Annotated in this window: 8 protein-coding genes and 1 pseudogene; 7 read left to right on the top strand and 2 right to left on the bottom strand. The window is 63.4% G+C overall.

What is annotated here, in order from left to right:
* Window positions 1-38 precede the first annotated feature (38 nt).
* Entirely contained in the window at window positions 39-2,690 is a 2,652-nt protein-coding gene (locus tag ACUXVE_RS00045) for an excinuclease ABC subunit A (RefSeq protein WP_445513507.1), read from the top strand.
* Window positions 2,691-2,973: 283 nt separating this feature from the next.
* Window positions 2,974-6,711 carry an autotransporter outer membrane beta-barrel domain-containing protein gene (locus ACUXVE_RS00040; protein ID WP_445513506.1) on the top strand — a complete coding sequence of 1,246 codons (3,738 nt, stop codon included), beginning with the start codon at window positions 2,974-2,976 and terminating at the stop codon, window positions 6,709-6,711.
* Window positions 6,712-6,758: 47 nt separating this feature from the next.
* Here ACUXVE_RS00040 and ACUXVE_RS00035 read toward each other — a convergent pair whose 3' ends face one another.
* Window positions 6,759-7,235: a hypothetical protein gene (locus tag ACUXVE_RS00035; RefSeq protein WP_445513505.1), complete on the bottom strand. Its 477-nt coding sequence runs from the start codon at window positions 7,233-7,235 to the stop codon at window positions 6,759-6,761.
* 24 nt (window positions 7,236-7,259) lie between these two features.
* Entirely contained in the window at window positions 7,260-7,616 is a 357-nt protein-coding gene (locus ACUXVE_RS00030; RefSeq protein WP_080148792.1) for a hypothetical protein, read from the bottom strand.
* 542 nt (window positions 7,617-8,158) lie between these two features.
* Here ACUXVE_RS00030 and ACUXVE_RS00025 point away from each other — a divergent pair.
* The 5 genes and pseudogenes from ACUXVE_RS00025 to ACUXVE_RS00005 all read left to right on the top strand — a co-directional run bounded on the left by ACUXVE_RS00025 (window position 8,159) and on the right by ACUXVE_RS00005 (window position 13,074).
* Window positions 8,159-8,590, top strand: coding sequence for a hypothetical protein (locus tag ACUXVE_RS00025; protein WP_445513504.1), 432 nt, complete (start codon window positions 8,159-8,161; stop codon window positions 8,588-8,590).
* Window positions 8,591-8,788: 198 nt separating this feature from the next.
* Entirely contained in the window at window positions 8,789-9,589 is an 801-nt protein-coding gene (locus ACUXVE_RS00020; RefSeq protein WP_445513503.1) for a hypothetical protein, read from the top strand.
* Window positions 9,590-9,939: 350 nt separating this feature from the next.
* Window positions 9,940-10,080 (top strand): annotated as a pseudogene (locus tag ACUXVE_RS00015) (methyl-accepting chemotaxis protein); the annotation flags it as partial.
* Window positions 10,081-11,380: 1,300 nt separating this feature from the next.
* Window positions 11,381-12,862, top strand: coding sequence for a Mu transposase C-terminal domain-containing protein (locus tag ACUXVE_RS00010; protein WP_445513502.1), 1,482 nt, complete (start codon window positions 11,381-11,383; stop codon window positions 12,860-12,862).
* The gene (locus ACUXVE_RS00005; RefSeq protein WP_445513501.1) at window positions 12,859-13,074 is read left to right on the top strand and encodes a hypothetical protein; all 216 of its coding nucleotides are present in this window, start codon (window positions 12,859-12,861) and stop codon (window positions 13,072-13,074) included. The genes ACUXVE_RS00010 and ACUXVE_RS00005 overlap by 4 nt, the downstream gene beginning before the upstream one ends.
* Window positions 13,075-13,199 lie beyond the last annotated feature (125 nt).

The raw sequence follows: 13,199 nt of genomic DNA, 5'->3' as shown, positions 1-13,199 counted from the left end.
TCCAGGGCGCACCGCTCACTGCCTGCAGGAACGCAACGATGTCCAACAACCCTTTCGGTGAATCCTCATGCGCGGCCGCAGCCAGCGGTTGCGTGGAGGTGCGCGGCGCGCGCGAGCACAACCTCAAGAATGTCGATGTCTCCATTCCGCGCAATGCACTGGTGGTGTTCTCCGGGGTGTCGGGGTCGGGCAAGTCGTCGTTGGCCTTCGGTACCGTCTTCGCCGAGGCGCAGCGGCGCTACTTCGAGTCCGTAGCGCCATACGCGCGGCGCCTGATCGACCAGGCGGGCATACCTGATGTGGATGCCATCGACGGGCTACCGCCGGCGGTGGCGTTGCAGCAGCAGCGCGGCGCCAGCAATGCACGTTCCTCGGTGGGCAGCGTGGCCACGCTGTCCAGCCTGGTGCGCATGATGTACTCGCGCGCCGGGGCCTACCCGGCCAACCAACCCATGCTGTACGCCGAGGACTTCTCGCCCAATACGCCGCAGGGCGCCTGCAGCACCTGCCACGGCCTGGGACATGTGTACGAGGTGACCGAAGCGCTGATGGTGCCGGACCCATCGCTGAGCATCCGTGAACGCGCCATCGCCTCGTGGCCGCCGGCGTGGCATGGCCAGAACCTGCGCGACATCCTGGTCACGCTGGGCTACGACATCGACGTGCCGTGGAAGAAGCTGCCGAAGAAGGACCGCGACTGGATCCTGTTCACCGAGGAAACGCCAACCGTGCCGGTCTATGCCGGCTTCACGCCCGCAGAGACCCGTGCCGCACTGAAGCGCAAGCTGGAACCCAGCTACATGGGCACCTATACCGGTGCGCGCCGCTACGTGCTGCACACCTTTGCCAACACCCAGAGCGCGCTGATGCGCAAGCGCGTTTCACGCTACATGGAAGGCAGGTTGTGCCCCGCCTGCCACGGCAAGCGCCTGAAGCCCGAAGCGCTTTCGGTCACCTTCGCCGGTGTGGATATCGGCGAGTTCATGCGGTTGCCGCTGGACCAGTTGGCGGACCTGCTGGAGCCCGTCGCGCAGGGCGATTTCAGCGCGCACAGCCGCGGCGCACGTACCAGCGGCAGCACCACCAAACGCGATCGCACGCAGCGGGCTGCAAGCGGCCGCCCTGTCCATGCTGGGGCCCCCGACGTTCGGCTGACCTCGGCCCTGTCGGAAGAGAAGCGCTTGGCCGCACAGCGGCTGGCAGGCGGCGTCATGGCGCGCGTACACCAGCTGCGAGGCCTGGGCCTGGGATATCTCTCGCTGGATCGCGCCACGCCAACATTGTCGGCCGGCGAACTGCAGCGCCTGCGGCTGGCCACGCAGCTCAGCTCGCTGCTGTTTGGCGTGCTGTACGTGCTTGATGAACCCTCGGCCGGCCTGCACCCCGCCGACAGCCAGGCGCTGTACGACGCGCTGGACCGGTTGCGCGACGGCGGAAACTCGGTGTTCGTTGTCGAGCACGACCTGGAGCTGATGCGCCGCGCACAGTGGCTGGTGGATGTTGGCCCGGAGGCGGGTGAGCACGGCGGGCGCGTTCTCTACAGTGGCGAGCCCGACGGCCTGCTCAAGGTCCAGGAATCGCGCACCGCCCGGTATCTGTTCGACCAGGTGCCCGCGGCCGCCAGCCGGCAGCGCAGCGCCAGCAGCTGGTTGGAATTGAAGGGCATCCACCGCCATAACCTGCAGGGTGTGGACGCGCAGGTGCCGCTGGGGTTGCTGACCGCAGTGACCGGCATTTCAGGATCGGGCAAATCCAGCCTGATGGCACAGGCACTGCCCGAGCTGGTGCTGCTGCACTTGGGGCATGAGCCCGAGGACAACAGCGCCGAGAGTGCGCCCACCGATGCACCGACCGTGATCGAAGCGACCCGGGGCCGGTTGGCTGGCGATGTGGGTGCCATCCAGCGGGTAGTGCAGGTGGACCAGAAGCCCATCGGCCGCACGCCACGCTCCAACCTGGCCACCTATACCGGGCTGTTCGACCACGTGCGCAAGCTGTTCGCCGCCACGCCCGCCGCGCGCCGTCGGCGTTTCGACGCGGGCCGTTTCTCGTTCAATGTGGCCAAGGGCCGATGCGAGACCTGCGAAGGCGAAGGTTTCGTCAGCGTCGAACTGCTGTTCATGCCCAGCGTCTATGCGCCGTGCCCCACCTGCCATGGCGCCCGCTACAACGAGGCGACGCTGAAGGTGTTGTGGAATGAGCGCAACATCGCCGAAGTCCTGCAGATGACGGTGGACCAGGCGCACGCGTTCTTCATCGGGGAAGAGGCCATTGCCCGCCCGTTGCAGCTGCTGCAGGAAATTGGGCTGGGGTACCTGCGGCTGGGCCAGCCGGCCACGGAGCTTTCAGGCGGCGAAGCACAGCGCATCAAGCTGGCCACCGAGCTGCAGCGCAGCCAGCGCGGGCGCACGCTGTACGTACTGGACGAACCCACCACCGGCCTGCATGCATCGGACGCGGACAGGCTGCTTGTGCAACTGCAGCGGCTGGTGGACGCGGGCAATACGGTGGTGATGATTGAACATGACATGCGCGCGGTCGTGCAGGCGGACTGGGTGATTGACGTCGGGCCTGGCGCAGGCGCTGCGGGCGGCACCATCGTGGCGAAGGGAACGCCGCAGCAGGTGGCGCGCGCCAAGGGCAGCAGGACGGCGCTGTTCCTTGCGCGGGAGCTGCGGCAGGGTAGGTGAGGTGAGGCCGTCGCCGGGGCCGTAGTCCTACTACCGCACGCCACACCGCCCATCCTCAAGCACATCGCCAGCAAGCGTCAGCAGCCGATCCTGCAGCGTAGGCTCCCGGCACGCTGAACAAGCCTGCCTGCCTACACCCTTTCCCAACGTTTTTGGGACGAGTCCGATTCGGCTCCCAAGCAGCCCTCTCTAACCTCTCAAGTGTCAGCTGGGTGCTCCCTTTCCGCTCCTTCGAACGCTTCAGGAAGCCCTCCAGCATCCATCTCACTTCGAGGAGAGCCTCATGAACACTATTCATGCAATCGCCTGGGACAAGGCCGCCGGTCGATGGCTCGTCGCCTCAGAAGTTGCCACCCTTCGCACGCGCGTCAAGGCCGGTCGACACGCTTCACTGCGCCCGCTGCAGCTGGCTACTGCTATCGCGCTGGCGTGGAGCGGCGCAGCCGCTGCGGAGACGCTGCAGTTTCCCGCGGCCCCGGTTGACATCAGCGATGAAACGCGAATTGTGGACAACATCCTTGTTGCCGACGGCGCGACAGGTATTGTCAGGGGCGAGGGCGGCACGCTGATCCAGCAGGCAAACTCGTTCCGTATCGGTGGCACTGTGAACCGCGGCACCCAGAATCTGGACCTCAGTGGCCTTTCAAACTACGTCTTCGACAATGCCCAGGGCGTCTACAGTGTGGGTGGGCGCGCTATTGGCGGCGCCGGGAATCAGACCGGCGCTACTACCGGAGCCGTCACGCTGGCCTCGGGTAGCAACCTTATCCGTGCTTCATACTTCGGCATCGGCGATGTGGGTCGTAGCGTCAGCGCAAATGCCACCAATCAGGGCACTGTACGCCTGGGCCGGAACAATACGATCAACGCGGACAGGATCATCCTTGGAGGCAACCAGAGTTCCGGCACCCTGACGTTCCAGGACTCGGTCACGGAGGGAACCCTCACCCTGCGCGGCTCGGACGGCAGCAGCGCCGTGGGCAGCTGGAACATTGGCACGGGAAACAGCAGCAATTACAACGACGCCACCGGCAATGTCGACCTGCGTCGCGGCACGATTGATGCAAAGGTGGACGCCCTGAACATTGCGGGCGCGTTGTACGGCAATGGCTCTGCAAATGGCACCCTGAGCCTGGGCCGGGGCGTGCTCGAGGCCAATACCATCATGCTTGGCGCACGAAGCGGCACCTCAGGCACGGGCGGCTCGAACGGGCGCCTGAATATTGGCGAGGGCGGCAGCGTGCTGGCCAACAGCATCACCATGGGCAACCGCACCGGCACGACAGGCACCGTGTCCGCGAACATCACCCTCGAGGGTGGTGCGCTGCGCGCCGGCAGCATCCTGGCCGGCGCTGGCGCCGGTACCCGTGCGATCACCTTCAATGATGGCGTGCTGGGCAACCATGCCGCAGGGCAGGACATGTTGGTCAACGTTCCGGTGGTGCTGGCCGCAAGCGGCCAGCATGCGTTCCGCGTCGATGGCGGCGATGCCCTGATGACCGTCAGTGGTCAGGTCCGAGGCAATGCAGGCACCCTGACCAAGACAGGCGAGGGCGTGCTGGCCTTGACCGGCGCCAACACCTACAGCGGGTCCACGCGCGTCAATCAAGGCCTGATTCGATTCCAGTCCGGCAGCAACCTGGGCACTGGCAGCATCGTCCTTGATGGCGGCGGCCTGCAGTGGGCTGCTGGCAGCCACGAGGACATCTCCGCGCGACTGGAGGCGCTGGGTACCGCGGGCGCCGTTCTGGACACCAACGGCAACGCTGTTACTCTGGCCACCGCCCTGCATGGGGAAGGCGGCCAGCTGATCAAGCGCGGCGACGGCAGCCTCACCCTTACCGCGGACAGCACCCATACCGGTACGACCCGGATTGAACAGGGTGAACTGGTGCTTGGCGATGGCGGCACAACCGGCAACGTGGCCGGCGACATCGTCAACAACGCCCGGCTGACCTTCAACCGTGGTGACCGCATGTCCCTGTCCGCCAACATCTCCGGCGGCGGCGAGCTGCTGCAGGCTGGCAGCGGTACCGTTGTGCTGTCCGGCAACGTCGCCCATGGCGGCGGCACCCGGGTGGAGGCTGGCACGCTGCAGGTCGGTGATGGCGGCTCGCGCGGCACGCTGGCTGGCGATGTCAGCCTGGCCAGTGGCACGCATCTGGACGTCGACCGCAACGATACGTTCGTACTCTCCGCGCGCGTCGGCGGCGACGGTGCACTGCGCCAGATCGGCTCGGGCACCACCGTGCTGGACGCCGACCACACCTATACCGGCGGCACGCTCATCGCGGCCGGTGCATTGCGCGTGGGCAACGGCGGCACCACCGGCAGCGTGGTGGGTGCAATCAACAACCAAGGCCGGCTGGAATTCAATCGCAGCGACGACTTCGTGCTGGGCAATGCCGTGAGCGGCGCTGGCGGCCTGGTGCAGATGGGTACGGGCACCCTGCGCATCGCCGATGACCAGGCATACACCGGCGCCACCCGTGTACTTGGCGGCGCACTACAGGTCGATGGCAGCATCCGCTCGGCAACCGAAGTGGCCAGCACTGCCACCCTGAGCGGCAACGGCACGATTCATGGTGACGTGGTCAATGCCGGTGTCATTCGTCCGGGCAGCGGAAATGACTATGGCCACCTGACCATTCACGGCAACTACGTTGGCCAGCAGGGGCAGTTGGAACTGAACACCTGGCTGGGCGAGGACGCATCACCCAGCAGCCAGCTGGTGATCGATGGCGGCGTCGCCAGCGGCAGCACCACCGTGCGCGTTCACAACACCAACGGCGCGGAAGGCCACACTGTCGGCGATGGCATCCTGGTGGTTGCCGCCATCAATGGGGGCACTACGTCGGCCGAGGCATTCAAGCTCGGAAACCATGCACGAAATGGTGCCTTCGGGTACGGGCTCTTCCGCGGCGACCTGGAGGGCAAGTCGACCGAGAACTGGTATCTGCGCAACGCCTTCGTCGTGCAGCCGCCGGTCGATCCTGTCGATCCGACCCATCCTGCCGACCCGGTTCCTCCGGTGGCCATGCCCATTTTCGGCCGCGAGCTGGCGACCTACGGCACCCTCCAGCCGCTTGCGCACGAGCTGGGAACACTGGCAATGGGCAACCGGCGTGACAGGGCAGAAGCCGCCGCCGCTGGCGACGCGCGTCGCGCTGCCTGGGTACGGGTGGCGGGCCGCAGCCTGCACAACGGGTACGACTCCATCGTTGCGCCCGAAGCGAGGGGCAGGCTGGATGCGCTGCAGGTCGGAAGTGACTTCTGGCAGGCCGCCGCGTCGGCAGGCACGAACTGGCGGGCGGGCGGCTACCTGTCGCACGCAAGCAGCAATGTGCAGGTCGAGGGCGTCTACACCAACGACGAGCGAACCCGCTATGTGCGTGGCGCAACCGGCAGCGTTGACCTGCACGCCACCAGTGCCGGCCTCACCCTGACGGGCGCGGGCAGCAGCGGCGGCTATCTGGATGCCGTCGTCCAGCTGACGCGCTACGGCGGTTCCGCCAGCGCGGGGCCGGTCAGCCTCGATACCCACGGCGAAGGCTACCTGGCGTCGCTCGAGGCGGGCCATCCGTTTGTCATGCAGGCCGGCAAAGGGCAGTTCACGCTCCAGCCGGAGATCCAGCTGGTCTGGCAGAAGGTGCGTTTCGATGCAGCGCAGGACGCCGCAGGCCGCGTATCGCTTGGCAGTTCGCAGGGCCTGAGCGAGCGGCTGGGCATCAACGGCAGCTGGCAGTTCCAGGGCGCGGGTGGCGTGCAGTGGGCGCCGTACCTCGCAGCGGACGTGTGGCACGCGTCGGATGCGCGCTCGGCGGTGACATACGCCGACAAGGATCAGATTTCGCTGGAAGCAGGCGGAAACCGCGTGTCGTTGAGCGCTGGCGTTACCGTCCGGTTGAATGACCGCTTCAAGCTGCAGGTATCCGGTGGCCGCGAGCGCTCCTTGGGCAATGGAAGTGGTGTCAGCCGGGACGGGGCGTTCGGCAACGTCGGCCTGCAGGTGCGCTGGTAAAGCCAGCGCACCCTGCCGCCCCGGCTGACGCCAAGCCGGGGCGGCTTCTACTGCCGTACGCCGCACCGCTCATCCTCAGGCACATCGCCAGCAAGCGTCAGCAGCAGCCGATCCTGCAGCGTAGGCTCCTGCACGCCAGACAGGACCTGCTCCAGATAGGTCAACGGCACCAGTGACCATTGCAGCGTGGCCTGCAGGGGGAAGATCGCAGGCGCCCGTTGCTCGGTAACCAGCGCAACCCGGATCAGCAGAAGCGGCGGCTGCCTCTGCACGTGCAGCACCGGCACGCCCTTGCACTGGATCTGGAAGGACGCCGAAGCGGGCGTCCCCTCCAGGAACTCGAAACCGTCCCGCGCCCGTGCCTCTGCGAATCGAAGCGCGTGGCGGCGCAGCGTCCAGAATGTCTCATCGGGTACATCACGGTACGCGAGTACTTCGGGCTCAACGGGCTCTGGCAAGTGCATCTGTACGGCAACGACCAGCACCAGAAAGAGCACCCACAGCACCCCATGGCGCACCTTCATTTCAGGCCCCACCGAAGTGATCCTTCAGTCTGCCGGCTGCAGCCGTTCGCTGGCGTGGGCTGCAAGCCCCAGGCCGGCCATGATCAGCCCTTCCATCACCCGGTCGCCGACGTACTGCTCCGGCTCACCATTCTGGCGGGTGCGTTCTGCGGCCAGCAGCACTTCCAGCACCACGCGCAGGCCTGTCAGCGAGCAGTCGGCATCGGCCAGCGCCATCTGCCGGCCACGCAGCTGATGCCGCTCTGGCCAGGGCTGGCCGTTGGCGGCCACGCCCGAGCCGATGCTGTGCAGCAGCGCGATGAGGGTGTTGGGGTCCACGGCAGGCCCGGCCGAGGGTGCCTCGTGGATGGGCTGTGGGGCAGGGGAGTAGGGAGTGGTCATGGCTGGGCTCCTTGCGTGCAGGCAGAAGCCGCCACCGATAAAGGTGGCGGACGATGCGTGGTTCGAAACCCGGCGTACGCTAAACCGGCGGGCACAAGGCCCCCACGCACCGCCCGCCATAGCCGGCAGACGGATTGCCAGCCGGCACCACGCGCGGTGGTGCCGGCTGGCAAGCGTAAACATCAGCGTACAACCGGGGTTTCGAAGCCCGACCACCGGTTTTCGGTGGCATGGCAAGAAATACGCCCGGTTGTGCGCGCTGCCAATACAGTAAGGGCAATGCCGTCACCGTTTTCGACGTTTTCAGAATCGTTGTATGGCGGGGAAGGCTGCGAGAGGCTTGCTGCGCAAGGATCAAGCGTCGTTTTCCATACGTCGCCGCACCACGCTCTTTCGTCGATGCAACAGCTTGACGATATGTGTCTAATGCGACATATCTGCATCCTCTTGCAGCCAGATATGGGGTTCATGGAGAGTCGCATGCACATGCAGATAGGCCGCGGATTCGATCCGCCAGCACAGAACCACCAGCGCCCACGGCCATGAGTGTGCGCCACCTTCCCAGGCGGATCGCATTCTGTTGCTCATTGGCCCTTCTGGCCTTTTCCTCAATGGCGCCGTCGCGGCAAGCTACGAAAGCTGATCCGCTGTTCCTCGATGTCGCTGCGGCCCCCCATGCATTTGAGGGGCAGACCGTCACGTTGAGGGGATGGGTCTCGTTGCGGCACGAGGACAGGAATCTATGGGCAACTAAGGATGACCACGAGCGTTGGCAAACGTCACGCTGCATTTCGCTCTCCCTGTACGCGTCGCTACTGAGCCGTGTCAGCGATCTGGATGGGCGCATGGTCGAGGTAACCGGCGTCATCAGGAGTGACGCCTCCAAGGAGGGCCGCGTGATTCGCCTTGGTGCCTGCCGCAATGCGGCCGTTGTGGTATCGGAGCTGCATCAGGTATCTGCGGCCCAGCGCTGAGGGGCGCAAAGGGCTTCTCTGCATCCCGGGGAGGTGTGCACGCAATTCCGCGTGATGCGTCACGATAATAGTCCAGCGCAACGATTGTCAGAGCAGGCCCGGCCCCTGGCCCCTGGCCCCTCACACAATGTGCCGCCCCGCACCCACCTCGGCTACGATGCCCAGACCGGCACACGCGCCGGACGGGCAGGGGATGCAATGGACATGCAGACGGGGCGCGATTTCGATCCGCCAGCACAAAGCGATCGACAGGAATTGACGTTCCACTGGCTGTATCAGCGCGTGCAGGGGCTGGTCGATCACAGCATCTACTCGAAGGCGGGAAGGGTGGAGAAGTGGTCGTTTCGAGTGGGCGTGGCGTCCGCCGTCATTGGCGTGCTGGGAAGTCTCTTACCAGAACGATGGATACAGCCTGGCATGGCTCTACTGCTGGTTATGGTCTGTCTGTCCATCGAGATCGGTGGCTTCGCATTGGGCTGGGCGCTCACATTGCGAAGGGAGGCTCGCCAGTACCTGCAGCCGAGGTTGTCGCATGCCCGGGAGATGGATAGCGAGTTTTCGCAGTGGCAAGCCGTTATAGCCGAACTTCGCAACTTCCACCGTAAAGAACGCGAACAACGCCTCAGATATGTCACTACGCTGCGAACCGGAATGATCGACCGGATGGGCCTCATCTATGGCGGCTTGCAGCGCCTGGGTCCCTTTCCACTACTCGTTGCGTTCTACCTGCAGTATCGGGGTTGGAAGCAGGGAAACTGGGGCGGCGTCTTCGATATCGGCTGGGCAGGTGCGGTGCTTGTCGTGATGATGGTGCTTCTCTATCTGCTTGGCTGGATGCTGATCGGTTTGCGCGTGCGCTTGGATACCTACGTCGCTTTGCTGGAGGGTTCAATCCAAGAGCCCGAGCCGGAGCTGACTCCGGCTCCGGACAAGGCTCACGCCAATCCTTGCAAGACGCAGCACGCCGCGGAATCCATACAGGTGAGATTGCCCAGATGAGCATTGGTTATCTCTATGTCGCCTATGCCGGCAACCTTGCGGGCCGCGAAGCCTTCAGAAAACGCTGGCTTGATCGTTGATGCTGGCTGGTGCTCTCAGATGATGGGGCCAAGGGCAGGACAGATGCGACAGCGCCACGTCGGGGCCGAGCGCATCAATTGCCCTTCATTGCCCCCACCCACGCCCAATAAGGTGGAGGAGGGGGCCGGTGCTTTGCCGGCGGCTGGAGCCCTGGCGCCCCTGGGCGCGGGCGGGCCGGCGGCACGGCCCCTCACCCGTGAGGAGTACATTGAACGTCACACGCCGAGGATCGAGTTTCAGCCATGGTCTGCGCCCGCGTTTGATGACAGCTGATCGACGAATCGGTCGGCAAGGTCGCCGAGGGTTCCAGCCTGGTCCACCAGGCCGGCAGCACCATGGGCGAGATCGTCGCGTCGGTGCAGCGCGTGACCGACATCATGGCCGAGATCTCCGCCGCCTCGCAGGAACAGTTTCGAATATGCTTCAGTGCCTTCGCGACGTTTCCGATTACGTGACCGGGCTGCTTCGACACGACCAGATCTTCTCCAAAGACGTGCCTTTTTTCGTATAAACGCTCTCGCCCCACTCGCGTTCGACTCTCTCGATGAGTGAGATCATCTCGCTTTCTTCGACGTATCGATCAAGAACGTTTCTCAGCATCTCAGTTTCGTCGCTCCTTCGCTCGTCGCCCTTTACGATAGACACCACCTTGTCCAGCGATCCTGTTGTCGCCACTCGGGGTGTAGGGGCGACGCCCCTGCGTAAGCGCCTCACACGCGCTGGCGAGGCCTCGGCCCACGGCTCATGTAGACCACATTGGACTGCTCGGCATCGGGACCGAATACGCCCGCGCCCAACCGCCGTTCTCTGCGGATTCTGAGCGCTTCGCCAACGTAGATGACGCTGGGTTTCGTTGTAGCAGAGGCCCTTCGGGGCGGTACCGATCGGGTGGCCACCTCGGCGCGGGCCTCGGCCATTAGTCGCCGGGTTCCAGCTGCCTTCGGGAGTGAACATGTAGCCTGCCTGAAACCTGAAACCTGAAACCGGCCCAAGGGTCGGTTAGATCTATGCGGTCGTGAGGATCAATCTTGATCATGCTGCGAGCTCGTCCTTGTCGGGAAAACGAACGGGCACGCAAGAGCAGAGGCATAGCCATAGCCAAGCAGAACTGTGGGTTTCTTTAGATCGCGCCCAACACTAGGTGCTTGATTTAGTTGCGAAATGGCAGGGAGCGTTCGTCGCACACGCTCAGCCCGACTGTTAGAGACATGATTCAGAGAAAAAGCACAGTGCAGGGACACGATCCTGCAAACATCGTATGCGTCAGTAGCCTAAGCGGACCCCATCAGGTGGTCCAAGCCTAACTGCGGACTGCTGTGCCCTATAGTCCATAGACTATAAAATACCTTTCAGATCAATGCGTTGCGATTGCGCGGCGTTTCTCTGCGTGCTAATTCTGACAGGCCGCGCTATGCGGAGACCTTTGATCGGCGGAGAAAACAGCTATGGCCTGACGCAAATGGATGCCTTCGGCTAGAACGACGAAAGGCCAGGGCGGCAACCCTGACCTCTCTGGACAACCGGATACTCCGCCGATTGGGGCTAGCCTTTCATGCCTCTCTACTTGTGTCAATAGTGGGGCGGGCATCTTTTGCCTCGGGTCCTGAGGGCCCAAGTATGAAATCTCCAATGAGAGCCGCGCGACCTGTTAGAGACCTGGTTGTGAAATCGGGTGAGTTGGTGATGTGCAGCTCGAGACTGTGCCGCATCGTGAGTGGCACAGCGCCTGACAAAATTCACATCCAAATAGAAGGGACTTCAGAGTACCAATGGGTAGGCGTTGGCGATCTTTCCTCGTACAACCAGGAGGTCACTGAAAAGAAGATTCGGCACGTCGCCAGTACGGACGCTGCTCAGGAGGCAGTAGCTTTGCAATGGGCAAAAGCGCTTGGAGCAGCGCTGAGGGCGCACGGCGCTAGGTTGTCTAAGCGCACGTGCGATGAAATCGCCGGGAAATTCGATGTTTCGGCGAAGACTGTCAGACGTCGCTGGCGGCTGTACTGCTGCAACCCGCTACCGGCATCTCAGTTGCCGAGCCTGCCTGGTCCATCACCGAAGGCCAGGCTTCTGCCACCCCTCGTGGAGAGCTTGATCGCCGCCGCGATCGACGAGATCTATCTGGTCCGTGAGGCAAGCTCAGTTGCAGCTGTCGTTCGAAGGTGTGCACAGCTGTCGCGGAATGCGGGTGTAGCAGCCCCCAGCTACGCGGCGGTCAAGGCGCGTGTCCGAGCACGAGATCCAATGCAACTGGCTGTGAAGCGCCTTGGTAGCCATGAAGCTCGTGCAAAGCAGGCTCCATCGATCCGAGGCTTGGACACGTCATCGCCCCTTGAGGTCGTCCAAATTGATCACGCAGTCGTCGACTTGATGGTGGTTAGTCCACTGACACGGCAGGTTATCGGGCGGCCGTGGATTACGCTCGCTATCGACGTCTTCACTCGTTGCGTTGTTGGCTACTACATGAGCTTTGATCCTCCCGACCAGACTTCAGTTGCGCTGACACTTGAGCACAGCTGCCTGCCGAAAGAGCGGTGGCTTGAATCCATTGGGCTAGATGGCAAGCTCAAGTATTCAATCTTCGGAAAGATGGCTCGAATCGCGTGGGACAACGCGAAGACATTCAAAACAAAGGCGCTGCTCGCGCAATGCGAGCGCTACGGAATTGAGGTCCGTCCCAGGCCAGTCCGCAGGCCTCACTACGGCGCCTATATCGAACGCTACATCGGCACGATGATGGGCGTGGTGCATCTCCTGCCTGGGACAACTTTCTCCAACTCAAAGCAACGAGGTGACTATCCATCGGAGAAGAAGGCGGTACTGACCATCGCGGAACTTGAGCAGTGGCTCGCGCTCCAGATCGCGGGCGTATATCACAACTCTCCGCACAGTGGGCTGGGCGGAAGGACTCCCTTGCAGGTGTGGGATCAGTCGTGGTCCGGCGAGCAAGGCTCCACCCGCTTTCCCCCTATGATCGGCAACCCTCGCGACTTCACACTAGGCTTCCTGCCGGCCGCCAATAGAAGAATAGGTCGGGCAGGAATTCAACTGCACTCGCTTCACTACTGGGATCCCGCCCTTTCACCATTCATCAATGATGGTATTGAACATCGAGTGCACTATAGCCAGCGCGACTGGATCGCTCCAGGAACCCATTTTCGCTCTGGGAACTTCGCGACATCCGAGCTCATATGAAGGAGCAAGGCAGGAAAGCTGCTTCGGAGAGCGAACTGTTTGATGCACTTGAGCGTCAAAGGGAAATCCTGCATCAAGCCGCGACCAGCTCAAAGAAAGCTCGCCGTAAGTTGGCCAGGTTGCCGCCGGTAGTACCCAAGGCGGTCAAAGAAGAAGTCGATTATGCAGAGCCCGCTCTACCAATCCCCTCCAGTGAGGGTCTGGTGGAATGAACCTTCCTGAAGATATCGGTCGCACCCATCCTCATCTAGAGGGCGATCTGATCTGGCTCCCTGAAAACGGACGCCATGAAGCCGTTTCAGGCGGCAGCCCTGAGCTGCCGGGCGTAGGCATTGGG

Source organism: Stenotrophomonas sp. 3(2025), assembly GCF_052665395.1.
The sequence above is the reverse complement of the archived record's forward strand: the minus strand, read 5'-3'. Positions and strand labels throughout refer to the sequence as shown.